21 protein-coding genes are annotated in these 25,129 nt (G+C 53.9%); 9 read left to right on the top strand and 12 right to left on the bottom strand.

From position 1 onward, the window contains the following. Window positions 1-41: 41 nt before the first annotated feature. Window positions 42-1,079, bottom strand: coding sequence for a LysM peptidoglycan-binding domain-containing protein (locus tag O59_RS01145; protein WP_007638637.1), 1,038 nt, complete (start codon window positions 1,077-1,079; stop codon window positions 42-44). Window positions 1,080-1,233: 154 nt separating this feature from the next. Here O59_RS01145 and def point away from each other — a divergent pair, with 154 nt between their 5' ends. The 5 genes from def (at window position 1,234) to lpdA (ending at window position 7,031) form a co-directional block, all read left to right on the top strand. Further along, window positions 1,234-1,743, top strand: a complete 510-nt coding sequence (def, locus tag O59_RS01140; protein WP_007638636.1) for a peptide deformylase — start codon at window positions 1,234-1,236, stop codon at window positions 1,741-1,743. A gap of 88 nt (window positions 1,744-1,831) precedes the next feature. Then, complete coding sequence (gene fmt, locus O59_RS01135) at window positions 1,832-2,803, top strand: methionyl-tRNA formyltransferase (protein WP_007638635.1); 972 nt, start codon at window positions 1,832-1,834, stop codon at window positions 2,801-2,803. Next, the gene (rsmB, locus tag O59_RS01130) at window positions 2,797-4,098 is read left to right on the top strand and encodes a 16S rRNA (cytosine(967)-C(5))-methyltransferase RsmB (RefSeq protein WP_007638634.1); all 1,302 of its coding nucleotides are present in this window, start codon (window positions 2,797-2,799) and stop codon (window positions 4,096-4,098) included. The genes fmt and rsmB overlap by 7 nt, the downstream gene beginning before the upstream one ends. 83 nt (window positions 4,099-4,181) lie before the next feature. Beyond that, window positions 4,182-5,567, top strand: a complete 1,386-nt coding sequence (trkA, locus tag O59_RS01125) for a Trk system potassium transporter TrkA (protein WP_007638633.1) — start codon at window positions 4,182-4,184, stop codon at window positions 5,565-5,567. Between the two features lie 42 nt (window positions 5,568-5,609). Further along, complete coding sequence (lpdA, locus tag O59_RS01120; protein ID WP_007638632.1) at window positions 5,610-7,031, top strand: dihydrolipoyl dehydrogenase; 1,422 nt, start codon at window positions 5,610-5,612, stop codon at window positions 7,029-7,031. Window positions 7,032-7,104: 73 nt separating this feature from the next. On the opposite strand, the gene O59_RS01115 is transcribed toward lpdA, so the two are convergent. From O59_RS01115 to gmk, 4 genes are all read right to left on the bottom strand, one after another. Beyond that, window positions 7,105-7,488: a RidA family protein gene (locus tag O59_RS01115; RefSeq protein WP_007638630.1), complete on the bottom strand. Its 384-nt coding sequence runs from the start codon at window positions 7,486-7,488 to the stop codon at window positions 7,105-7,107. 23 nt (window positions 7,489-7,511) lie between these two features. Further along, window positions 7,512-9,626, bottom strand: coding sequence for a bifunctional GTP diphosphokinase/guanosine-3',5'-bis pyrophosphate 3'-pyrophosphohydrolase (gene spoT, locus O59_RS01110; protein ID WP_007638628.1), 2,115 nt, complete (start codon window positions 9,624-9,626; stop codon window positions 7,512-7,514). Window positions 9,627-9,686: 60 nt separating this feature from the next. Beyond that, window positions 9,687-9,938: a DNA-directed RNA polymerase subunit omega gene (rpoZ, locus tag O59_RS01105; RefSeq protein WP_007638626.1), complete on the bottom strand. Its 252-nt coding sequence runs from the start codon at window positions 9,936-9,938 to the stop codon at window positions 9,687-9,689. Between the two features lie 133 nt (window positions 9,939-10,071). After that, the gene (gene gmk, locus O59_RS01100; RefSeq protein WP_007638624.1) at window positions 10,072-10,689 is read right to left on the bottom strand and encodes a guanylate kinase; all 618 of its coding nucleotides are present in this window, start codon (window positions 10,687-10,689) and stop codon (window positions 10,072-10,074) included. Window positions 10,690-10,888: 199 nt separating this feature from the next. Here gmk and O59_RS01095 point away from each other — a divergent pair, with 199 nt between their 5' ends. Beyond that, on the top strand, window positions 10,889-11,110 hold the full coding sequence (locus O59_RS01095; protein ID WP_007638621.1) for a hypothetical protein: 222 nt from the start codon (window positions 10,889-10,891) through the stop codon (window positions 11,108-11,110). A gap of 224 nt (window positions 11,111-11,334) precedes the next feature. Then, window positions 11,335-11,994 carry a glutathione S-transferase family protein gene (locus O59_RS01090; protein ID WP_040391013.1) on the top strand — a complete coding sequence of 220 codons (660 nt, stop codon included), beginning with the start codon at window positions 11,335-11,337 and terminating at the stop codon, window positions 11,992-11,994. A gap of 33 nt (window positions 11,995-12,027) precedes the next feature. Here O59_RS01090 and O59_RS01085 read toward each other — a convergent pair whose 3' ends face one another. The 7 genes from O59_RS01085 to O59_RS01055 form a co-directional block, all read right to left on the bottom strand. Further along, window positions 12,028-13,179: a TRAP transporter substrate-binding protein gene (locus O59_RS01085; protein ID WP_007638617.1), complete on the bottom strand. Its 1,152-nt coding sequence runs from the start codon at window positions 13,177-13,179 to the stop codon at window positions 12,028-12,030. A 104-nt stretch (window positions 13,180-13,283) separates the two neighbouring features. Beyond that, complete coding sequence (uvrD, locus tag O59_RS01080; protein ID WP_040391012.1) at window positions 13,284-15,506, bottom strand: DNA helicase II; 2,223 nt, start codon at window positions 15,504-15,506, stop codon at window positions 13,284-13,286. Window positions 15,507-15,614: 108 nt separating this feature from the next. Beyond that, entirely contained in the window at window positions 15,615-16,013 is a 399-nt protein-coding gene (locus O59_RS01075) for a hypothetical protein (protein WP_007638612.1), read from the bottom strand. 385 nt (window positions 16,014-16,398) lie between these two features. Then, window positions 16,399-16,983: a hypothetical protein gene (locus O59_RS01070; protein ID WP_007638603.1), complete on the bottom strand. Its 585-nt coding sequence runs from the start codon at window positions 16,981-16,983 to the stop codon at window positions 16,399-16,401. Window positions 16,984-17,373: 390 nt separating this feature from the next. Continuing rightward, complete coding sequence (locus O59_RS01065; protein WP_007638595.1) at window positions 17,374-18,207, bottom strand: CPBP family intramembrane glutamic endopeptidase; 834 nt, start codon at window positions 18,205-18,207, stop codon at window positions 17,374-17,376. Between the two features lie 40 nt (window positions 18,208-18,247). Beyond that, window positions 18,248-19,807 (bottom strand): serine hydrolase, encoded by a 1,560-nt coding sequence (locus O59_RS01060; RefSeq protein WP_007638594.1) that lies wholly within the window; start codon window positions 19,805-19,807, stop codon window positions 18,248-18,250. Between the two features lie 196 nt (window positions 19,808-20,003). Further along, window positions 20,004-22,190 carry a di-heme-cytochrome C peroxidase gene (locus O59_RS01055; RefSeq protein ID WP_007638592.1) on the bottom strand — a complete coding sequence of 729 codons (2,187 nt, stop codon included), beginning with the start codon at window positions 22,188-22,190 and terminating at the stop codon, window positions 20,004-20,006. A 287-nt stretch (window positions 22,191-22,477) separates the two neighbouring features. Between O59_RS01055 and O59_RS01050 the strand changes: the two genes are divergently transcribed. Continuing rightward, on the top strand, window positions 22,478-22,795 hold the full coding sequence (locus O59_RS01050) for a DUF4156 domain-containing protein (protein WP_007638588.1): 318 nt from the start codon (window positions 22,478-22,480) through the stop codon (window positions 22,793-22,795). A gap of 196 nt (window positions 22,796-22,991) precedes the next feature. Next, the gene (gene ppk1, locus O59_RS01045; RefSeq protein WP_040391010.1) at window positions 22,992-25,079 is read left to right on the top strand and encodes a polyphosphate kinase 1; all 2,088 of its coding nucleotides are present in this window, start codon (window positions 22,992-22,994) and stop codon (window positions 25,077-25,079) included. The last annotated feature ends 50 nt before the right edge of the window (window positions 25,080-25,129 follow it).

The following is a 25,129-nucleotide window of genomic DNA, read 5'->3' as shown; positions in this document are numbered from 1 at the left end:
AGCTATGCTGCCCACTGGGGGGCAGCTCTATATATTACAGATTAGGGGTTGCGCACTTTATCCCTGACAGACAGTGGGCGGTCAGATTCCAATACCAATGCAAAACTCATTTTTTCAAAGGTGCGGAATACCATCAGCAAGCCGGCACGTTCATCGGGCAATGTAACTTTGCCGCCGCGCACCCGGTCACTCACTACTTCGCCCGCTTTAAAAATGGCCATTACATTGCCAATTTGCAAGCCTTCGCGCTCACCCTTGTTGATCATAACCACGTTGAACTTGCCCACTTGGGTTACACCGCCTTCAACGGCAATAATTTGGGCTTCAATTTCTGAGTCGGGCGCGCTCGGAAAGAAAATAGAGTCGACTGAACGGTCTTCGCTAGGCAACAGGTTGTCGCCGGGGCGAACTTCTTCGTAGGTGCGCACTACATCCAGCGTCGCTATATCGCCGGTCATTTTATTGACAGCTACTGTGCCTATACCTTGGGCATAAACACCTAGGACTTCTTTGGTGACTGGATCTTTGAAGAGCTGGCCTTTGCGATATACACCGTAGTTGGTGTAGTTGGCATCGAATTGGCCGCGTGCATAGGCGCGATCGCCGGCGCCTACAATCAGGTGTTGCTGCTGACCTGCGAGCATATAAGGTGAGGCTTCCAGCACACCGGGCTCAACAATTCGGCTGCGCGACAGGAAGGCATCAATTTTATCGAGTGGAATAGCGCTGATGGCTTCATCCATCTGCTGAACGCGGATGCTGGGGCTCAATTTGGTTGCGCCGCCGGGAACCATTTTCATAGTGCGTTCCAGCGTCAAACGCGGTTGGCCATCCAGGTAAATCAACTTGATCAGGTCACCCGGGAAAATCAGGTGGGGGTTTTCAATCTGTGGATTAACGTGCCAAATCTCGGGCCACATCCAGGGGCTGTTCAAAAAGGTGCCGGAAATATCCCAGAGGGTATCGCCTTTTTTGACCGTGTATTCGTCGGGGTGACCAGTCTTAAGCAGGGTGTCATCAGCCCAGGAGAAGAAGCTGATCAAAGAGGCGGCCGCAACGGCCAGTAATATTTTTTTCATAGAAACCGATCCTGTTTTATTCGGTCCTGAGGCAGATAGACGTATAATAATAAGTTAAAGTCCATGCTGTTTCCGTGTGCACCGCATAAATCCTGTGCGATCATCATGTTAGCAGCGGTTATTACCTTTTTACTAGAAGTTTGTCACAAACACTATGGCCTTGTTACCTATCCTTGAATTTCCCGACCCACGGCTGCGCACTGTCGCCAAACCCGTCACAGAAGTGGATGATAAAATCCGTCAATTGGTCGACGATATGTTCGAAACCATGTACGACGCGCCCGGCATTGGTCTTGCTGCATCGCAGGTGAATGTGCACAAGCGTGTTGTGGTTATAGACGTGAGTGAAGACAAATCCCAGCCGCTGGTATTTATCAACCCCGAGATTGAGGTGCTTGATCCGGAGTTGAGTGAATACGACGAGGGTTGTTTGTCGGTGCCCGGTTTCTATGAAACTGTGGTGCGCCCCAATCATATCCGTGTCAAGGCGCTGGATCGCGACGGCAAACCTTTTGAGATAACCCCTGAGGGGCTGCTTGCAGTCTGTATCCAGCACGAGCTGGATCACCTCAATGGTAAGCTGTTTGTGGATCACATCTCGCCCTTCAAGCGCACCCGCATCCGCGCCAAGCTGGAGAAAAAACACAAGGCTGAGGCGCGCTAAGCGTGCGCAGCAGATAAAGGCGCTACGGGCGCCTTTTTTATTTTCTATCGTTATCGATTTAAACGCTTTGTAATTCGACAGGTTATTCATGAGCCAAGGTTTACGCATTATCTTCGCAGGCACGCCCGAGTTTGCCGCCGAGCATTTAAAAGCCCTGCTGGGCAGTCGCCATCAGGTGATTGCGGTCTATTCCCAGCCGGATCGCCCGGCCGGGCGCGGCAAAAAACTCAGCGCTAGCCCGGTGAAGGAAGTTGCACTCGCGCACGATATTCCCGTCTACCAACCGCTCAATTTTAAAAGCCCCGAGGCGGTTGAAGCGCTGGCCGCGCTGAATGCCGATTTGATGGTGGTAGTTGCCTACGGATTAATCCTGCCCCAGGCGGTGCTCGCTGCTCCGCGCCTCGGCTGTATTAATGTGCACGCTTCGATCCTGCCACGCTGGCGCGGCGCCGCGCCCATCCAGCGGGCCATCGAAGCGGGTGATACGCAAACCGGCGTGACCATTATGCAAATGGATGTGGGGCTGGATACGGGCGATATGCTGATTAAGGCTTATTGTCCAATTTTGGCTGAAGATACCGGCGGCAGCCTGCACGATAGGCTCATCACCCTGGGTGCCCCGGCGCTGATCGAGGCGCTCGATTTGATTGAGTCCGGAGCCATTAAGCCGGAAAAACAGGACGACAGTTTGAGCAACTACGCGCCCAAACTCAGCAAAGAGGAGGCGGCACTCAACTGGCAATTGTCCGCCGTTGAGCTTGCACGCAAGGTGCGCGCCTTTAATCCCTTCCCCGTGGCGCACACCAAACCCGCAGGTGCGAGCGACGATCAACGTATGCGTGTTTGGGCCGCTAGAGCGTCCAATACCAACGCCAATGCCGCACCCGGCAGTATCACCCAGATCAACTCCGAAGGATTATGGATCGCCTGTAAAGAGGGTCAACTTGTGCTCGAAATGCTGCAATTGCCGGGGAAAAAAGCCATGAGTGTCGGTGAGATACTGCGCGGCCATCCCGATTTGTTTAGCCTTGGCCAACAATTGGAGCAGCCAGTATGTTAAGTGTGCGCGCTGCGGCGGCGCAGGTAATCGCCCAGATACTGCAGGCCAAAGGTTCACTTTCCAGTCTTTTGCCCGCAATTTCCGCGAAAATCCCCGACAATGACCGCGCATTACTGCAAGAGCTGTGTTTTGGCACCTGCCGTTTTTACCCGCAACTGCAGGCCTATACCGAGTGCCTGCTGGACAAACCCCTGCGCACCAAAGACAGTGATGTGCAGGCTCTGCTGCTGCTCGGTCTCTACCAGCTGCTGCACACACGCATCCCCGACCACGCCGCGATTGGTGAAACGGTGGAAGTCACACGCCATATCAAAAAGCCTTGGGCGACCAATCTGGTCAATGGTGTGTTGCGCAGCTTCCAGCGTGATAGTGGCAGGATTACTGAATTTCTTGCTGAAAACCGCGCTTTTCAAAGCAATCACCCAGCCTGGATGGAGGCTATGCTGAGCAAATGCTGGCCCGCGCAATTTGCGCAGTTGATCGCCGCCAACAACCAGCATCCACCGTTTAGCTTGCGTTTGAATACCCACAAGATCAGCCGTGACAACTATTTAGAATTGCTGCGCGAGATCAACATCAGCGCTAAACCCACCCAGTACAGTCCCTACGGCATCACCCTGGAGCAGGCCTGCGACCCGCGCAAACTGCCCTATTTTGCTGAAGGCTGGTTGAGTGTGCAGGACGAAGCAGCGCAATTGAGCGGTGATTTACTTGAATTGTCGCCCAATTTGCGGGTGTTGGATGCCTGCAGTGCCCCTGGTGGCAAAACCGGGCACTTGCTGGAGCTGGAGCCGAGCCTGCATCTGACCGCCCTCGATGCCGATGAGCGGCGCCTGACTCGCGTGCGCGAAAATCTGGCGCGCCTGGGAGTGAGCGCCGAGGTTGTCTGCGGCGATGGCACCACACCTAATGATTGGTGGGATGGCGAACTTTTCGATCGCATCCTGCTCGACGCCCCCTGCTCCGCCACCGGTATTGTGCGCCGCCACCCCGACATCAAAGTGCTGCGCACCCCGGAGGAGCTGGATAAACTCGGGGAGCTGCAGGCCCAGCTGCTGAAAAGCCTCTGGTCACTGCTCAAACCGGGCGGCATTTTGCTCTACGCCACCTGTTCGGTGATGCCCAAGGAAAATACCCGTGTGATTGAAGCATTTATTGCGCGCCAACAAGACGCAATCTGCGACGAGCTGATGGTCGAGTGGGGGCTAAGCCAGCCCTGCGGCAGGCAACTGCTGCCGCAATTGGATGGTCACGATGGTTTTTACTACGCGCGCCTGCGCAAGGCAGATAAATAACTGGATACCCTAGGCAGCTCGCGGCAAAAGTGCGCAGCGAAGGCTAGACTTGGCGACAAATTGAGGCAGGTAACAGGCACTTTATGAAAATTATTATTCTTGGCGCCGGGCAAGTTGGCGGCAGTTTGGCGGAACACCTGGCGAGCGAAGCCAACGACATCACCGTGGTGGATACCGACGAGGCGCGCCTGCGCGAACTGCGTGACCGGCTCGATATCAGCGTGATCACCGGCGAAGCCTCGCACCCCGACATACTCGAACAGGCGGGGTTGGGTGATGCCGATATGCTGGTGGCCGTAACAAGTGACGACGAAATCAATATGATCGCCTGTACGGTTGCCGAACACCTGTTCCACACGCCCACCAAGATTGCGCGGGTGCGCGCTACCTCCTACCTCACCCAGCAAAAGCTGTTTGATTCGGGCGCCATTCCCATCGATGTATTGATCAGCCCCGAGCAGTTGGTATCCGAGTATATTTTCCGCCTGATTGAGCAGCCCGGCGCCCTGCAGGTGCTCGACTTTGCCGAGGGCAAGGTGCAATTGGTGGCGGTTAAGGCTTATCACGGCGGGCCGTTGGTCGGACAAGAGCTGCGCTTTTTGCGCGAACACATGCCCTCGGTGGATACCCGGGTTGCCGCCATTTATCGGCGCAATCGCGCCATAATGCCCACCGGTACCACGGTGATCGAAGCCGATGACGAAGTGTTTTTTATCGCCGCCAAAGCCGATATTCGCGCAGTGATGAGCGAATTGCGCCGCCTTGAACTGGCCTATAAGCGCATCACTATTGCGGGCGGCGGCAATATTGGCCTGCGCCTCGCCAGAATGCTCGAAGGCCGCTACAACGTACGGGTTATCGAGTACAACAAAATGCGCTGCATCCGTCTCTCGGAACAGCTGGAGCGGGCGATTGTGATTCAGGGCAGCGCCTCGGACAAAGACCTGCTAATGGAGGAGAGCATCGAAGATACCGATGTATTCCTCGCACTCACCAACGACGATGAAGCCAACATCATGTCCTCCATGCTCGCCAAACGCCTTGGCGCACGCAAGGTGATGACACTGATCAATAACCCCGCCTATGTGGATGTGGTACAAGGTGGCGATATCGACATTGCCATCTCGCCGCAAACCACCACTATCGGCAGCCTGCTCACCCACGTGCGCCGCGGCGATATAGTGAACGTTCACTCACTGCGCCGCGGGGCGGCTGAGGCGATTGAAATTATCGCCCACGGCGACGCCAAGTCATCCAAGGTGGTCGGCAAGGCGCTGGAAGATATAGATCTGCCCGAAGGTGCCAACATAGGTGCGATTGTGCGCCAAGGGCCGGACGGCGACGAAGTGGTTATCGCCCACGACGATGTGGTGGTGCAATCCGGCGACCACGTCATAGTGTTTCTGTTGCAAAAGAAACATATTCGCGATGTAGAAAAACTCTTTCAGGTGGGTTTCAGTTTCTTTTAAGCTCGCCCTCTTACCTATTTCCCTCGTCCAAAGGAGCAGCACATGACCGTCATTAAAACCCAACTCGTTGTACTCGGCAGCGGCCCCGGCGGTTATTCCGCCGCCTTCCGCGCCGCTGACCTCGGCCTGGAAGTCACCCTGGTCGAGCGCTATTCCAGTCTCGGCGGGGTGTGTTTGAATGTCGGTTGTATTCCCTCCAAGGCACTGCTGCATGTCGCTGAGGTGATGAACGAATCGCGCCATGTCAGCAATCTCGGCCTGACCATGGGTCCGGTAAGTTATGACCTGGACAAGGTGCGCGCCTATAAGGATTCGGTGGTCAGCAAGCTGGTGTCCGGGGTGGGTGCCATGGCCAAAGGCCGCAAGGTGCGGGTGGTAGAAGGTTATGGCAGTTTTACCGGCGCCAATCAATTACAAGTGGTCAAGGGCGATGAAACTACCCTGATCGACTTCGATCACGCCATTATCGCCGCCGGTTCGCGCAGCGTAAAACTGCCCTTTATCCCCGAAGATCCCCGCATTTTTGACTCAACTGGGGCCCTCGAGCTGCGTTCGGTACCGCCGCGCCTGCTGGTGATTGGCGGTGGCATTATCGGTTTGGAAATGGCCACTGTATACGAAGCCCTAGGCAGTAAAGTGACGGTCGTAGAGTTTGCCGACCAACTGGTGCCCGCCGCCGACAAAGACCTGATTGCGGTCTATAACAAATACACCAGCGGCAAATTTGAAGTGCTGCTGTCCACCAAAGTGGAAGCTGTAACCGCTAAGCCTGAGGCGATTGAAGTAGCCTTTAGCGGCGCCAATGCCCCCGCCGAACCCCGTCAGTTTGACGGCGTATTGGTCGCCGTCGGGCGGGTGCCTAACGGTAAATTGATCGGCGCGGAAAAAGCCGGGGTTAATGTGGATGAGCGCGGGTTTATCGCCGTCAACCAATACCTGCAAACCAATGTGCCGCACATTTATGCGATTGGTGACATCATCGGCCAACCCATGCTTGCGCACAAAGCCACCCACGAAGGCCATGCCGCCGCCGAAGGTGTTGCCGGTCATCCACACGCCTTTGACCCTATGGCGATCCCCTCCATCGCCTATACCAACCCGGAAATCGCCTGGGTCGGCCTGACCGAAAAAGAAGCCAAACAACAGGGGCTGGACTACAAAACCGCCGTTTTCCCTTGGGGCGCCAGCGGCCGCGCCATAGCCGCCGACCGCAGCGAAGGCAAAACCAAACTGATTTACGACGCCAAAACCGATCGCCTGCTGGGTGCCGGTTTGGTGGGTGTGCACGCCGGTGAACTGTTGGGTGAACTGACCCTGGCGCTGGAGTTTGGCGCGAGCGTGGAAGATATCGCCCTCACCATCCACGCCCATCCGACTCTACACGAGTCCGTCGGTTTGGCGGCGGAATTGGGTGCAGGCACGATTACGGATTTGCCTAATCCCAAGGCGACACTGAAAAAGTAAATCGGTTGTCTGAGCAACAAAAAGGCCGATCAGAGCAATCTGACCGGCCTTTTTATTAAACGGTTGTGATGAGTTAAATCACCATAATCCCATCTGCTTCAATCAGTGAAGCGCGTGGTAATTGGTTGATGCCGATAGCGGCTCGCGCTGGATAGGGCGGTTGGAAATACTGGCCCATGACTTCATTCACGATTGGGAAGTTGGCCAAGTCGGTGAGGTAGATGTTGAGTTTGACTATGTCTTTCAAACTGCCATCGGCGGCTTCACACACGGCAGCGAGGTTTCTGAAAACCTGATGGGCTTGGGCAGCAAAATCGCCTTCCACCAATTGCATGGTTTTGGGGTCGAGCGGAATTTGGCCGGAGAGGTAAACGGTGTTGTTGACTTTCACCGCCTGTGAATAAGTACCTATAGCGGCGGGAGCGTTATCGCTGTGGATAATGGCTTTGTTGGTCATGGGGAAACCTTAATGGTGAGTGATTAATTTTTAGAGCGATTCACGCGAATCACAAAACTCAGGGTACGGATGCGGCGCATGATGTTGGCGAGATGGATGCGGTTGTGTACGCCGATACACAGGTGGATCACGCTGTTGTGAGCGTCGCGCTCGTGCACGTTGATGTGCTCAATACTTGCGCCCTGTTCGGTGATGCGGGTGGCGAGGGTGGCGATAATGCCGCGCTCGCTTTCCACTTCGACGCGCACGTCCACCAAAAACTCACCGCTGACGGTAGCAGCCCAGTTAACCTGGCTGATTTTATCGGGGTAATTGCGAATCTCGGCGATATTGCGGCAAGTGTCCTGGTGAATCACCAAGCCTTTACCGGAGCTGACATGGCCGATAATCGGGTCGCCGGGAATCGGGCGACAGCAGCGCGCGAAGCTGATCATCATACCTTCGGCGGAATCGATGGTAATTGCCGAGTTAGCAGAGCCGGAGCGCGGCTTGAGTTCGGCATCCGGCTGCAGCAATTTCACCAGCGAATAAACCACTTTGTTGCCCAGGCCAATCTCTTCATAGAGTTTATCCATGGACTCCAGTTGCGCGCCGCTCAGCAGTTTTTGCTGCAGCTCCTCGGGCAAATGTTCCAGGTCCAACTGGATTTCGCTCAGGGCGCGGCTGAGCATGCGTTTGCCCAAGCTGACCGATTGATGATGGCGCTGGTGTTTCAGGTAGTGACGAATCGCTGAACGCGCCTTGGCTGACACCGCAAAATTGAGCCAGCTGGGATTCGGCTGCGCGCCCTGGGCGGTGATAATCGCCACCTTTTGCCCGGATTGCAGCGGCTGCGACAGGGGCGCCATGCGATCATTAATGCGGCAGGCAACGCAGGTATTGCCGACATCGGTATGCACGGCGTAGGCAAAATCGACCGGTGTGGCGCCGGTGGGCAGCTCGACAATTTTGCCTTTGGGGGTAAATACATAGACCTCGTCGGGAAAGAGGTCTATTTTCACGTTCTCGATGAATTCGAGGGAGTTGCCGGCATTTTTCTGCATTTCCAGCAAACCCTGCACCCATTGGCGCGCGCGGTTGTGGCTGGCGTTGACGGGTTCGTCACTATTGGATTTGTACAGGAAATGGGCGGCGATACCGCTGTTTGCCATTTCGTCCATTTCTTTGGTGCGGATTTGTACTTCTATTGGTACACCATGCATGCCTACTAACACAGTATGCAGCGACTGGTAACCATTGGTTTTGGGGATGGCAATGTAATCCTTGAACTCACTGGTTACAGGTTTGTAGAGGTTGTGCACCACGCCCAGCACGCGGTAGCAGGTGTCTACCGAGTCCACCACAATGCGGAAGGCGTAGACATCCATAATCTCTTTGAAGAATTTTTTCTTTTGACGCATCTTTTCGTAGATGCTGAATAAGTGTTTTTCCCGGCCAATCACAATGGCGTTGATGCTTTCTTTTTGCAGGCGTTTTTCAAACGAGGTCTGGATTTGTTCGACTAATTCTTTGCGGTTGCCGCGCGCGGTTTTGAGCGCCGCTTGCAAGCGGGTGGCGCGCAGCGGATACATGCAGTAGAAGCTGCGATCTTCCAGCTCCAGGCGCACCTCATTCATACCCAAACGGTGGGCAATAGGGGCGTAAATTTCCAGGGTTTCTTTGGCAATGCGGCGCTTTTTGTCGGGCGGCATAGCGCCCAGGGTACGCATGTTGTGCAAACGGTCAGCGAGCTTGACCAGTATCACGCGCAGGTCATTGGCCATGGCCAAGGCCATCTTTTGAAAGTTTTCGGCTTGTTTTTCGGCGTGGGATTCAAATTCGATCTGGGTCAGTTTGGATACACCGTCCACCAAATCCGCCACCGCATCGCCAAATTGACCGGAGATTGCCTTTTTACTGATGCCGGTATCTTCAATCACGTCGTGCAGCATGGCCGCCATCAGGCTCTGATGATCCATGTGCATGGTCGCTAAAATGTCGGCAACCGCGAGAGGGTGTGTTATGTAAGCTTCGCCACTGCGACGTTTTTGGCCGTCATGGGCTTGTTCGGCATAGAAGTAGGCGCGCTTCACCAAATTGATTTGGGAAGGTTCCAGATAAGACGATAGCCGGTGGCTTAAAGCCTCTATGGTTTGCACGCCCTTCTCCAGACAGAATTGCCGCTATGGAGTATAGCGGCGACTGGCATGATCAAAATCTTAGATATCGTTCTCGTACACGCGCTCGGGTTTTGGCTGTGGCAGCGTGTCTTTCTCCAGCAGAATGCTGGCATCGATAAAACCTTCTTCAATTTCGCGCAGGGCGATAACGGTAGGTTTATCGTTTTCGGGCGCCACGTGTGGCTCTTTACCACCGATTGCCAATTGACGCGCGCGCTTGCTGCCAACCATAACCAGTTCAAACCGGTTATCAACGTGATCCAAACAATCTTCAACGGTAATACGTGCCATAACTTTGTGTGCTCTACTTGGTGTGATCTATAGGCGCTTGGGGTGGACAGGCAGCGGGGCTGCAGTCCGGTCGGCTATTATGCGTCAGCGGTGGCACCTATGCCAACCGCACTGGGCACATTTAAACCAATAACTAAGCCAATAACTCCTTTAATAACTGGCTATGGCGCTCGCTTTGGCGTGCCAGGCGGATATGTTGGCTGGTAATCAGCGCCTGGAATTGTGCCAGCGCCACGGTGAAGTCGTCGTTGATGATCAAGTAGTCCGCTTCCACGTAATGCGACATCTCGCTAATCGCCTCGCTCATCCGCGCATCAATCACCGCCACATCATCTTGACCGCGACCGGTCAAGCGTTGACGCAAACAGGCCAATGACGGCGGCAGGATAAACAGGCTCACTGTGCCTGGCATCAAACGACGCACTTGCTCGGCGCCCTGCCAATCGATTTCCAGAATCACGTCGATGCCCTGCTTTAGCGTATCCACCACCCACTGCTGCGATGTGCCGTAAAGGTTGCTAAACACTCGTGCATGTTCCAGAAAGGCGCCCTGCTCCAGCATGGATTCAAATGTCGCGTGATCAACAAAATGGTAATTCACCCCGTCAATTTCACCGGGGCGCATAGGGCGAGTGGTGTGCGACACCGACACACAGACTTCGGGATTGGATTTTACCAGTGCGCTCACCAAACTGGTTTTGCCTGCGCCAGAGGGGGCAGAGACGGTATAGAGCGTGCCGAGGTTGGCCATAAGAGAACCTGTTTATAAAAAGGTGGGGCGAAAAAATGATTAGGGTTATGGAGGGAAATTATGGCACAGCCAGCGGCAACTCACAGCTGCCAAGCGATTCGCTGCACACCGCAGCGGTGAAAGCGCGTTGTAACAGGCATAAATCCCGCAACAACTGTGGCATAGTAATCCACACTACCACCCATCGCACAGGCGCCCCATGTTACGTCAACTGCTTTCCATCACCCAAACTGCCGAGCGCCTGCGTGTGCGCCCTGAATATGTGCGTGAGCTGGTTGCCAAGAAGCGGCTTGAGTTTATTCACGGTGAACAGTTGGATGCGGCGCAGGTAGAACAGCTTGCCAAGCTGATGGAAAAATTGCGCAAAAATGGCATAGCCACATTGGTAGAAATTTGCGCGCAGGATGACAAGCCGGAGTAACGCAAAAAAATAGTGAATAAAGTCGATGCCTAATTGCACTTTGAGCGGCATTGCAAAAGTCTTTCAAGAAACAACGTCATAGTAGCTGTTCTGCCGCAACTCCTCCCCTGAAAAAAATAATCGCTCCCTGTCGATTTCCCTGCGGACCGTTCGACTAGAAGGGAGCGCTCCTTTCTGATTAAACGGAGCGTTACTCTCTATCTTCCCAACTCAGGAGTTTCGCTATGCCTCTGCAACTTTTTGCCCATCCTTTTTCTTCCTATTGTCAGAAGGTACTGATTGCGCTCTACGAGAACGAGTTGCCATTTCAATTCCGCTTGTTGGGCCCGGATGAACCTGAGACGGGGGCGCAGTTTCAGGCCTTGTGGCCGATACGGAGAATGCCGGTGTTGCTGGATAACGGCAGGACGGTGGTTGAGTCGAGCATTATTATCGAGTACTTGGGGCTGTATCATCCGGGTATGGTGCGGTTGCTGCCCGGGACGGTAGAGGCGGCGCTGGAGGTGCGAATGATGGATCGTTTTTTTGACAATTATGTGATGACACCGATGCAGAAGTTTGTATTCGACAGTCTGCGGCCGGTGGATAAGCGCGATGCTTACGGCGTAGAAGAGGCGCGGGTATTGCTGGAGCGCGCTTATGCTTGGTTGGATGAGACCTTGGCTGGGCGTACCTGGGCGGCAGGGGAAGCGTTCAGTTTGGCGGATTGTGCGGCGGCTCCGGCATTGTTTTATGCCGATTGGGTTCACCCCATTGCCGAATCATTCGCGTGGGTACGGGCTTATCGGCAGCGTTTGCTGGCGCGGCCGTCAGTCGCTCGGGTGGTTGACGAAGCGCGGCCGTATCGGGGTTTGTTTCCGTTGGGCGCGCCGGATCGCGACTGATCCGGTGCTAGCTCGAAAAGAATATCGTCAGGTTTACTGCCGCTGTTGTTCGCGCACCTGATAATAGGTTTGCTCGGAAATTTTTTGATAATCCGCCGAGTCATCCATAAAGGCTTTGTAGGATTCGTAAACCTTTTTGAATTGGGGATCTTTTGCTGCCTGCTGCGCGTAAACCTCTTGGGAAATTTCGTAAAAGCGTGTTAAAACTTCATCGGGCAATTTGCGAATTTCCACGCCCTGCTGCTCCACCAATTCTTTTAAGGCGCGACTGTTGTTGGCGGTGTAGCTGTCAAACATGTCCTGACTCATGGCGCGCGCGGCGTAAGTTACAATCGCCTGCAAATCTTTGGGTAAATTTTCAAATGCCGTTTTGTTGATGATTAATTCCATCGACGGGCCCGGTTCATGCCAGCCCGGATAGTAATAATATTTGGCGATCTGCTGGAACCCGAAGGCTAAATCATTTTCTGGCCCCACCCATTCGGCTGCATCAATTACACCGGTTTGCAAGGCGGTATAAAGTTCGCCGCCGGGAATATTGACTGCCGTGCCGCCCGCCAGATTAAATACCTCGCCTGCAAGGCCGGGAATGCGCATTTTTAAACCGCGCAAATCCTCCACCGAATTAATTTCGCGATTAAACCAACCGGCCATTTGTACGCCGGTATTGCCTGCCGGGAATGGAATTAAATTGAAGGGGGCGTAAAGTTCACGCCACAATTCCAAACCACCGCCGTGGTTGATCCAGCCATACAATTCTTGTGCATTCATACCAAAGGGCACAGAGGTAAAAAATTGTGCGGCGGGCACTTTGCCGCGCCAGAAATAACTGCCTGAGTGGCCCATCTCCACACTGCCGGATGAGACCGCATCAAACACGCCCATCGCGGGTACTAATTCGTTGGCGCCATAGACATGGATTTGCAAACGCCCGCCCGACATTTCATTAATCACGCGCGCTACATTTTCCGCGCCCACGCCCAAACCAGGGGTATTTTTCGGCCAGGAGGTGACCATTTTCCAGTGGTAGGTTTGTGTTGATACCGAATCGGAAGCGGGGTTGTTATGTGTTGTAAGTGTTTGGGGTTTGGCTTTTTCCAGCACCAGTGCAGCAAAAACAGCCGCCAATGCGGCGACTAATACAACGATAACCAAGGGGTACCAATTTATTGTTTTGGTGTTCATAGCCTTTGTCTTATCCGTGATTGAACAATACAAAATAAATCATTATTTATTATCAACTCGCAGGGCGCTTTTGGGGAGCGCCCTGCCGGTTTTATGTGGCCTGCTTATAGCCCCGTCAATTTCGCGTATTGCATCACCAGGCGCTTGATGCCAGTGTCGGCGAATTTAATTTGAATCACGGCGTTGGGGCCCGAGCCTTCAAATTGCAAAATAACACCTTCGCCAAACATGGGGTGAGTCACGCGCTGACCGAGGCGGAAACCGGTGTCTTCGCCAGTGTCATACATGGGTTGGCGATTGGACGGTTGGGTAAGTGGGCGTTTAACGCTCACCGGGCGGGTAACTGCGGTTTTTAAACGCACTTCTTCGATACAATCTTCAGGAATTTCTTTCACAAAACGGGACACCGCGTTAAAGGTTTCATTGCCGTACAAGCGACGGGTTTCAGCGTAACTAATAAATAACTTTTCCATAGCGCGAGTGATGCCCACGTAACACAGACGTCGCTCTTCTTCCAATCGATCCGGGTCGTCCGCCGACATTTTATGCGGGAACAAACCCTCTTCCACACCGGCTAAAAACACCAGTGGAAATTCCAGCCCCTTGGCCGAGTGCAGGGTCATTAATTGCACTGCATCTTCAAATTCATCGGCCTGGGTTTCACCGGCATCGAGTGCCGCTGTATCTAAAAATTGTTGCAGGGGTGAGAGCTCTTCATTCTCTTCTTCCGCATCAAAGGCGCGGCAGGCGGTAATTAATTCCTGCAAGTTTTCGCCGCGCGCCTGGCCTTTTTCGCCTTTTTCATTTTGATGGAATAGCAACAAACCGGTGTCTTCTATCACCATTTTGGCGATTAAATCCAAGCCCGGCGTATCGCCGTGAATATCAATTTCGTTGGCATCCTGCGCGAGTTTGTTAATCAAACTTAAAAAGGATTGCAGCGCATTGCCCGCGCGTGCGGTGAGGACTTTATTGGCGAGCATCTGCTCTGCAGCTGTCCACAAGGAGCAGCCTTGTTCGCGTGCAAACAGGCGAATATCGTCCACGGTTTTTCCGCCAATACCACGCGTCGGGGTATTAATCACCCGTTCAAAACCGGCGTCATCGTGGCGGTTGCTAATCAAGCGCATGTACGCAATTGCATTTTTAATTTCGAGGCGATCATAAAAGCGCTGGCCGCCGTAAATGCGATAGGGAATTGCCTCGCGCAATAAAGCTTCTTCCAATACCCGCGACTGGGCGTTGGAGCGGTACAAAATCGCGATAGTTTTTTTCGCGTGGCCTTTGCGCGCCCAATCCTGAATCCGCTCGACAATAAAACGCGCTTCGTCCTGTTCGTTGTAGGCGGCGTAGAGCGAAATGGGATCGCCTTTGTCGCCGTCCGTCCACAGCTCTTTACCGAGGCGGCCGTAGTTGTGTTTGATCACCGCGTTGGCGGCTTTGAGAATATTGCCGGTGGAACGGTAATTTTGCTCGAGGCGATAAATGTGGGTGTCGGCAAAATCCTGCGAGAAGCGCTGGATATTTTCGATTTTTGCGCCGCGCCAACCGTAAATGGATTGATCGTCATCGCCCACCGCGGTCACGCGCGATTCTTTGCCCGCCAGCATACGGAGCCAGGCGTATTGCACTGAGTTGGTGTCCTGGAATTCGTCCACCAAAATAAACGGAAAGCGCTGGCGATAGTGTTCAAGGATGTGCGGTTTGTTGAGCCAGAGTTCGTGGGCGCGCAGCAGGATTTCGGCAAAATCTACCATGCCACCGCGCTGGCAATCCTCTTCGTAGGCGCGATAAATCTGCAGCATAGTGCGCACAAAAGGATCGGCAGTTTCCTGAATGTGGCGGGAGCGCAGGCCTTCGTCTTTTTGTGCGTTGATGTACCATTGCGCCTGTTTATGCGGCCATTTGTTTTCGTCGAGGTTGAGCGCTTGGTAAATGCGTTTGATCAGGCGCAGCTGGTCGTCGCTGTCCAAAATCTGGAAATTCTGTGGCAGGTCAGCGTCCTGCCAATGGGCTTTGAGCAGGCGATGGGCCAGCCCGTGGAAAGTGCCCACCCACATGGCGCGGCTGTTGATGTATTGATTGTTCTGATTGAACAGTTCATCCAACCGGCTGCGCATTTCACGCGCGGCCTTGTTGGTAAAAGTCACCGCCATGATCGAATAGGGCGACATCTGCTCCACCTGAATCAACCAGGCAATACGGTGCACTAGCACGCGGGTTTTACCGCTGCCCGCACCAGCGAGGATCAGCTGGTTGGTTGCTGGCGCCGATACGGCTTCGCGCTGTTCGTTGTTGAGTTGATCGAGGAGGAGGGAAACGTCCATAACCTGAGCCAGTAAATGCATGAATGCGGGGATTTTACTGGCTAGATATACATATGACTATCTTTGTTTTGATCCAGTGCGCAGGTTTCCGTGATTGCGTCGGCTAGCTTACTTGTTATTCACGTTTTTGGCGCGTACTAACCACACGGTCACCAGCGCGGCCAAGAGTAGCATTATGGGCAGGGATTCAGGCTGGCGCTCGTCACGGCTATGGGGTTGGGCGACGTAAAAACCGGGGGTTGCCGCCGGTGCCGCGGGGGTAGTCGCTGTAGCAATACTGGCGGCGGCGACCACGGCGGCATCTAAGTAGCCGTCATTGTTTGCGACAGCTACTGTGTGGGGTTGTATGGAAAAACAATCAACTCGGGTGTCTGTATCAGGGGTGGCCAAACAATCCGCATAGGCGGCGTAGCTGTGGGTCGAGATCAAGGCCGCAAGGCTAAATAGCAAACCCAAGGCTGTGCGGGCGGCAACTACAAAAGCCATATTGTGATACTGGTGAGCCATGTCCGTTTTCCTGCTGGTGCGGTGGTATTTGTGAATGTAGCAGCTAAAAAGAGTGATGCAAGTCACGTTTTTGTGGCTTGATGAGCATGGATTTTAGGTTAAATGTAAATTTAGGCGCCAAGTTGTTGATTTTGTTGAAACACTTGCGCCCCTGACAAAAAACATCCTTATCGCCAGCTATAAGCAAATACATGCAAATAAAAAAACGATCCAGCAATCAGGTCGTACCGACTATTGATGCGGACCGCCAAATCGTCGCAACGGATAATCAGGCAAGGCAGAAAACCGGTTTGGCGGGCATAAAAAAACCGCCGTAGGGGTACGGCGGTTTGGGTGACTAAAGTATCAACATTTACGGGCAATCAATCCTTGCGGTAAACACCCATTATTCGGTTTGGGTGGTGCGTGCACGCGACAGCCCCAGGAACGCCAAACCAATCAGCATCAGTACAATAGAGCCAGTGTCGGGAACCCGGGTCACGGCGCCACGCACGTAATAGCTGATGTGGGAAACGTCCTTAATCTTATCATCAGGTTTCATATCAAACTCGGGTTCACGGAAGGGTGACTCCCATGTCCCGCCGGTAGCGCCGTCAGCGGCCAGATAACCCACCAAGGTAGTGCCCGCGCCGTCCTTGAATATCAGCATCAGGTTGCTGTAGTTGTCCCATACGCTGGCATCCACTGCCCAATTGCCACTTTGGCCTGAATTATCGTCGTATTCGTCTTTATCCAAAAACAGCCAGTCGTCGAAACTAAAAAATTCCTCAGCATTTACTGTTATTGGATCGGTGTTGAGGAAGTCTTGAGTCGCGCTGGTGCTCCTTTCACAGTCGGTGGTATTGGTGACGAGCGCCAAGGTACTTGCATCACAGGCTACAGTGCCCGCCTGTACAGAGCCACATACCAGCGCGCTGACCAAAGCGAGTGTTGCCAGTGGTAAAACGGAAAAGCGATTCCAAGTGTTCATGATTAAATTCCTTCCGCTAGTTGATTGAACGTTCAAGCTAAGCTGTGATTTATCTCACACTTTGGTTTAGCAATTTACGCGCCATATAAATGATTGTTTTGCGGGTTAGGTTAAGCCTCTGTATTGGTGGGGTTTTTATTGCAATATGAAGGAGTTAGCAAAAAAATTGGCGCGTAACTCGACAAAAAAATCGACGTCGAAATCAGCATTAAAGACTGGGGTTTTTAACGCCAAAAGTGATCAAAAACGGTTTTCAGTGTGAGGGTATCTAAGGCGTGAATCGCTTAGCATAAAAACAGCTCAAAACGGCGCTTTTGCCATTGATCCGCGATGGCGATGGGTGCGTAGGGTGAGGGTGAATCTGTAAAAAAAACCGGCACGGCAGGCCGCTTACCAAAGTTCGACCGGCCACTGCCCTTTGCGCAACAAGGCGGCTATATCCATGCTCAAGGCGACACCGGCATGTACCAAAACCCCGCCCCAAATAGAGCGCGATTGCAGTGCCAAAATACCGAGGAAGAGGCCAAATAAAATCGCCCCCGTTGCCTCCAGCCAGAGTTTGGGGAAGTGAATCATCAGGTAGGGGACACACATCACCCACACGGCATTGGCGCCAATTGCCGGGCGCAGGGCGTTCACCATAAATCCACGGAAAAAGAATTCCAGAAAGATGAACTGGCTTATATACAGCAGTTCCCACAGCAGGAAATCCAACCAGCTGCGCCCGGCCTGGTTGTAAAAGGGGTAATGGTTGACGAAGTCCTCGCCCAGGCTGACCAGTACCACAAAGACCAGAATCGGGCTGAGTAGCAGCAAATAACCGCGCCAATGCTGGCCGACTTGATTCCAGCGCCAGCCGAAATCGACCATTTTTTCGTTGAACAAAAAACGGATCACCAGCCAGGGAATAACAATAAACGCAAACAGGTGGCAGCCAGTCCACCAGATATAACCCGCCAATTCCAGCCAGCCGCTGGCCTCCAGCGCGCGTAGGTAATAACCCGCATCCTGCAATTGCCATTGCCCCAAGCGGGCAAGCAGCTCGTGCAAATTTACCGAGTAGCGGCTGTAGTTGAGGATCAACAGGCTCACGCTGACACAGGCCAGCACCGTAAAAACCCGGCGCAAAGCCGCGGGACGGCTCAATTGGTAGGAAGGTGATTCGGCATCGATGGTATCCAGCGCCTGCAAAATGCGGCGCGGGTGCAAGTTGGCCAGTGCCATAGTTGTCCCTCGGCGATAGCGGTGAAGCCTTGAGTCGCGGTTATTGTTTTTTGGCGCGGGCCGCCTGTTGTGCGCGCTCGTGCATATCTAAAAATTTGAAGATTACATCGCGCGCCAAACGGGTTTCCGAGTTGGAGAGGAACACCATGCCGATTTGCAGCTCGCGGTTAAATACCATCTCGGTGCGGAAGCCTTTGACGTGGCCGCCGTGATGTACAAAGTTTTTGTTGCGACCGTAATCAAATACGCGCCAGCCCAGCCCATAGGCGGTATTGCCCACGGCTTTGCGCACGCCGTAGTAGTTCTGCTCGGGTGTGTTTTTGGTGACTCGCGACTGAATGGGTTTGAGCACGGCGAGTGGGAGGGCATCCTGACGGCGACCTACTTGCCCCAGCAAAAACTTGGACATATCCACAATACTGGCATTCACCCCGGCAGCCGGGGCAACTTTGTACCAGTTGGCCACCACGGCCGTGGGCACCCAGCGGTTGCCATTGGCGATATGCGGCGCGGCGCGGTTGGGCGAGGCGTTGTAGCTGTTCAAACCGTAGGAAGCGCTGCGCATCCCCAAGGGTTCAAATATTTTTTTGCCGACGTAGGACTCAAAACTCATGCCCGATTTCTGTTTGATCATATCCCCCGCGAGGCTGTAGGTGACATTCTGGTAGGCGTAACACTTGCCGGGCGGGCAAACGAAGTTCACATAACGCAGGCGGTTCACCACATCGGCATAGCTCATGTTTTGGTCGATATAGTGGCTGTAAGTGTGGCGCGGCAACCCCGATGATTGGCTGAGCGCATGGCGCAGGGTCAGCTGCTTGCCGTATTTGGCATTTTTAAAGCTGACTTTAGGCAGTACCGAGGTAATGGTGGTATCCCAGCTGATACCACCTTCATGCACCAGCACGCTGGCGGCGGTAGCGGCTACGGGTTTGGAGAGGGAGGCCAGACGGAATACCGTATCGGGGGTGACTTTCTCGCGGGTGCCCGCGCGGCGCACACCGTAGCCCTGCAGGGATTTAATCTGCCCGCCCGAGACGACCACAATCGCCACGCCCGGTACAAAGGGCGCAATTTTCTTCGCCACATAATCCTCAAACTCTGCCACAAACGCCTCGGGGTGGCCGCTTGGGTAGCGCGGTGCTTTGATCGGCGCGGTAGTCACCAGCGGAATGTTCACGGCAGGTTCGGGCGCCGGTTTTGGCTGTGCGGTTTTGGCAACGGCCGGTGTGGTACTGGCCGGCTTGGCGGCTGCCGATGAAGTCGGAGGTTTGGTGGCAAGGGGAGCCGCGGGGCGACTGGAGGCCTGCGCTTGGGAGGCGGCAACCTGGGCTCTGGGAAGGGTGAGCGGAATGGGAACCGGTTCTGGCGCGGCAACACTGGAGGCTGCCGCCGATGAGGCTATTGGGGCGGGCGCCGTCTGGGTGAATTGGGTGGTTTGCAAGCCGTGGGCGGATGGCTCTGCCGCCGTGGCTACAGCGCTGGCGCTGGCACTACTGTGCTGCTGGAAGGGCAGCGCTATGGGCACAGTCACCCGCTTGGTGCTGGCCAGGGTGGTCGCGGACGCGAGCGCCAGCAGCAGCGCAACCAGGGGTGGCATGCTCGGCAGGCGGAGATTTTTACAGCGCTTACTGATGGTTAACAACATATGCCGTCGGGCAACTCAAATTAGGGTAATCCACATACAACAACGCCACCCTGCTCACGCCCGCCGCAAGTGCCGGGCGTGAAGAGAGTGGCGTTATCGTTCCTTTGACCAGTGCAGTAGCAACAAAGTTTTGGCTAGCGCACCTTAACTACAAGGTTTTTATGTATTCGACTAAATCCCAGCGCTGGTTTTCCGTCAGCGGTTCCTGCTGCTGACCTTTAACCGGCGGTGAGTGGATGGTGCCGTATTCGTGACCTGAATTAAAGTCGCCGCGCTTGTCGGCCTTGAATTCAAAGCCGGGGTATCCCTCGCTGCGCAGGCCGATTTTGATCGGGTCAAACTCGCGGCTGCCCACCATAAACTGATTGGGGCGGTATTCTCCGTCCTCCGGATCACCCGGGCGCTTCACTGGCAACAGCAGGTCGTAAATACTGGGCACTGAGCCATTGTGCAGGTAGGGCGCCGTCGCCCAAATGCCATTCAAGGCTCGCGCTTTGTAGGATAGCAGCGATTGATAGGGCGCCGCGGTAGTATCCGCCAGATAGTTGCCGGATTTTACACTGGCTTTGATTTCATTATCAAAAAAGGATTTGGCCATTAAATAGAGCCAGTCCAGGGTGCGGCGCGGCAGCCACTTATCCGGGTCGGGTTCGGTGGCCACTTCACCCATGGTGGCGGCAGTCAGAATCTGCACCACTGGCGCGCGGTCTTTAAGTACCAGTGAACCCACACTCTCACTTTGATAGGTGTTTTTAAAGTTACCGGAATAGCCCGTGTAATTAACGCTGTTTTCGGCCATGGCCCGGTCAGTGCCCACCACATCGATATTGGACATGTCGGCCACCAGGATGCGATCCCGGTCGGTGCGATCCGCCACTTCATGGCAGGACTCACAATACTCGGCATAGAGTTTACGCCCGCGGCGGACCTTGGCGTAGTCGATGCGCCACTCGGGCAGTGCGCCAAATACCGCATTGGCCTTTTGCTGCTCCGGGTTTTTGGTGTGGGTTTCAATCGTCGGCCAGACCGGTGAGGTCAGGCTTTTAAGGTGCGATTCGAGACGCGACAGGTTCACCATATCAATCGAGGAGGAAAAGTCGATTTGGTAACTTTTGCTGCGCTGACCGGTGAGCAGGGACGACAAGGTCCAGCCGCGCTTGTGGGCGGTCCAGTCCAAAATGCCGAACACACCAATCACTTCCCCGGTATTGCGCCCAAGCGGCCCCATGCCCGCATTGCTCGCCAAGCCATTCCACTGCACATAGTCAGACTGGGCGATGTCCCATAAAAAGGGGTAGCTGACGGGGGCGTTAGGTTCATTGAAAATCAGGGCTTTGATGCGCTCCATATCCACCATGCCGAGGCCAGGGTAGCCGTCATCGGTAGACATCAAGCGCTCGATAATTTTGGCAAACTGTAGGTCGCCAATAATGGTCTCGCTGATCTTGTACAGCACCTTGTCCACCTGTGCGGCGGTCATGAGGTTGGTGTCGCCATCGGCTTTGGTGGCGCCGATGAGTACATCGCGCAACTGTTTGCGGCTGATCACATGTTCCAGCACCCGGTTGTAGATGCGCCCAAAGGCATCGAGGCGCGCATAACCGTAGTCGACACTGGAGTGGTTAATAGTGTTGTAGAGGTTAATTTTGCGGGTCCAGCGTTTGAGGTCGCTCTGCACATCCTCCGCGCGGCTGTAACTGTTATTCAGCGTCAACACCTGCTGTACAAAGCGCTGGTTTTTTTCCGCGTCGGTGAGTGCGCGGGTCATGCTTTTTTCCAGCTCGGTGAGAAACCCCACCATATCAGCTAGCGCCGGGCCACCGTCGATCCGGATAGCCGTACCTTGGTAGTTAACCTGACCCGTGTGGCAGGCGGCGCAGGTAAACCCGACGTAATCCTTGCCTTTATAGCTCTCTTTGACAAAGCCGACCGGCAGGCCGTCGGGGTTGAAGAACGTGGGTTTTTGCGGCAGGTAGCGGTATTTGTCGATCAGGCTATTGGCGCGAAACGGCTCGTTGAATTCGGCCTGTTCCAGGGCGATAAAAAAGTCGTAGGGAATCAGTGCCGAGCCCTGGGTGGTGTTGTAGTACCAGAGGCTGTCGTTGGCGCTCCAACCCTGATCCAGGTAGATGGGGGTGGAATAGTTCTCGCCAAACGTGCCGTTTTCTACCGCCAGCGCACCGCGCACCGGGTCGTCGTCCCATTTTTGGTAGAGTTTGCCAATGGCAAGAGTGATTGACATAAAAAACCCCAGCACTGCCAACAGCTTGATTAGCCGCCACAGATTTTGCCGGTTGAACAGGTGATGACGGGCACCTTGCGGTGATGAACCCATGGGTAAACTCCTCTTTAGGGATTGTCCTATCGCTGAATCTGATTATTGGTCGTGCAACACGGGGGTGACGCATATTAGTCACAGCGCGGCAGCGGGGCCAGATGCGCTAGCGCTAAAGATACTACTGCCGATAGCGATTGCCCAAATTTATTATCTTTGATGCCACAGGCTTGCGCGCGGCAAGGCTTGCAACCCTGACGCGCTGGCATTAGTGTAGCCGCGAGTTTTTGGTCGTTGGCTAGTATCTGACCAGCGACTACCCCACCATCACTTGCGAGGATCTGCTTATGAAAAAAATGTCTCTGTTGGCTGTTGCCCTGGTATCACTCACCAGCGCCTGTACTTGGGTGAAAGTAAATGAACAAGGCAGCAATGTGGCGGTTGCCAACGCCGCTAACGTGCGCAGCTGTGAAAAAGTCCGCACCGTGAACGTAAAAGTGAAAGATAACTTTGTTGGCTCTATGAAGCGCGACCCTAACAAAGTGGCCACTGAGTTGACCAACATGGCACGCAATGAAGCCAGTTCATTTGGTGGTGATACCATTGTTCCCGCTAGCCTGGTGAACGATGGCCGCCAGAGTTTTGATGTATACAAGTGCAACTGATGCGCCGCTGATTCCTACCAGTGGATCAGTCACCAAGGCCTGCAGGTGCAGGCCTTGTTTTTCCTTCCCGCCGCTATTTTTCATTCTCGCCTAACGGCCCCGCCGCAGCGATTCTTTGCTAGTGTTACAACAGGAACACTACTGTCTTATTTCTGTCACACAATTGCCATAATCTGGCGCAACTTATTGGCTTCACATGAATCGTGTTACGAGGTACAAGGTGGATAACGCCTATTTCAACCGCGAGCTGAGCCTGCTCGAATTCAACAAACGTGTTTTGCATCAAGCCTATAACCGCAGTTTGCCACTGCTGGAACGGCTGCGATTCCTGTGTATTTTTTCCACCAATCTCGACGAATTTTTTGAAGTGCGCGTGGGTGGTCTGGTAGAAATTCTGGAGCGCAATGCGCCCCCAACCCAAGGGCCGGACGGCCTGACCCAAACCCAGACGCTGAATGAAATTTCTGTGCGCGCCCATCAATTGGTGGACGAGCAGTACCGCATTCTGAATGAAGAAGTGGTGCCGGCGATGCGCGAAAACGGCATCTCTGTGCTGCGCCGCGACGAGTGGACGCCAGAGCAAATTGTGCATTTAAAGCAGGTGTTTCTATCCGAAGTGCTACCGGTACTCAGCCCCATCGGCCTGGACCCGGCGCACCCCTTTCCGCGCATCCTCAATAAAAGTTTGAATTTTATTGTGCGCCTCGACGGCAAAGACGCGTTTGGGCGCAACTCCGGCCGCGCCATAGTGCAGGTGCCGCGCTCGCTGCCACACATTGTCGAATTGCCCAAAGAATTAGTCACCCAAGGGCGCGCATTTGTTTTTGTCTCCTCCATTATTCATTTTTTTATGGGCGAGATTTTTGTGGGCATGACGGTGATGGAAAGTTACCAGTTCCGCCTCACCCGCAACTCGGACATTTTTCTCGATGAGGAGGAGACCGATGACCTGTTGCGCGCGGTGCAAGGTGAACTTGCCTATCGCCAATATGGCGACGAAGTGCGCCTGGAAATTACCGACACCTGCCCCGGCGAGCTGGAGCAGTTTTTATTGCAGCGCTGCGAAATTAAAGAGCGCGATTTGTATCGCATAAACGGCCCGGTGAATCTCAATCGCTTCGCCGATTTATTTGATTTGATCAAAACCCCGCAACATTATTTCAAACCTTTTGTGCAGGCCATGCCCAAACTGCCCAAGCGCAACAATTCGTATTTTGAAGTGTTGCAGAAGCAGGATATGTTGCTGCATCACCCCTTTGATTCGTTTCAGTGTGTGGTGGATTTTTTACGCGAGGCCGCAGCCGACCCCCAAGTGCTGGCGATTAAACAAACGCTTTACCGCACTGGCTCCAACTCACCGATTGTGGATGCCTTGGTTGCCGCTGCCAAAGCGGGCAAAGAGGTGACCGCGATTGTGGAATTGCGCGCACGTTTTGATGAAGAACAAAACGTGGCACTGGCCGAGCGTTTACAGCGTTTTGGTATTCACGTGATTTACGGTGTGGTCGGTTTTAAAACCCACGCCAAAATGATTTTGGTCGCGCGCCGCGAACAGACCAAACTGCGTTATTACGTGCATTTGGGCACCGGCAACTATCACCCGCGCACCAGTAAAATTTATACCGACTATGGTTTGCTCACCTCGGATAAAGATTTGGGTGAAGATGTCTACCGCGTATTTTTGCAATTATCCAGCATGGGCAAAGCGTCCAAAATGGAATCGCTGTTGTATGCGCCATTTACTCTGCACAAAGGTATGGTGCGGCGGATTCGCACCGAAAAAGAAAATGCCGAGCAGGGCAAACCCGCCCATATCATCGCCAAAATGAATTCACTTTATGATGAAGAATTGGTGAACGAATTGTATGCGGCCTCGCAGGCCGGCGTGAAAATTGATTTGATTGTGCGCGGTGTATGTCAATTGCGCCCCGGCGTAAAAGGGCAATCGGAAAATATTCAGGTGCGCTCGATTATCGGCCGGTTTTTGGAACACCATCGCGTGTTTTATTTTGAAAATAACGGCAACCCGGAACTCTACTGCTCCAGTGCCGACTGGATGGTGCGCAACATGTTTCATCGCGTGGAAACCTGCTTCCCGATCAAACACAAAAAAATCCGCGACCGTATTTTGGAAGACCTGGATTTATACCTGCGCGACAATACCCACGCCTGGATTCTGCAAGAGGACGGCAGCTACCTGCCCACCCAACCCAAACAGGGTGAAGAGGCAATTGATGCCCAGGCGATCCTGTTGGAGCGCTGGTCGGCGCACGTCGCGAGTTGATTTAACTTTATCCTCCGCATTACCCGCTGATTGGCTGATTCCAAAGCCAG

It is taken from the genome of Cellvibrio sp. BR (assembly GCF_000263355.1).
Taxonomy (GTDB): Bacteria; Pseudomonadota; Gammaproteobacteria; order Pseudomonadales; family Cellvibrionaceae; genus Cellvibrio.
This window is presented reverse-complemented; position numbering and strand designations above follow the sequence as displayed.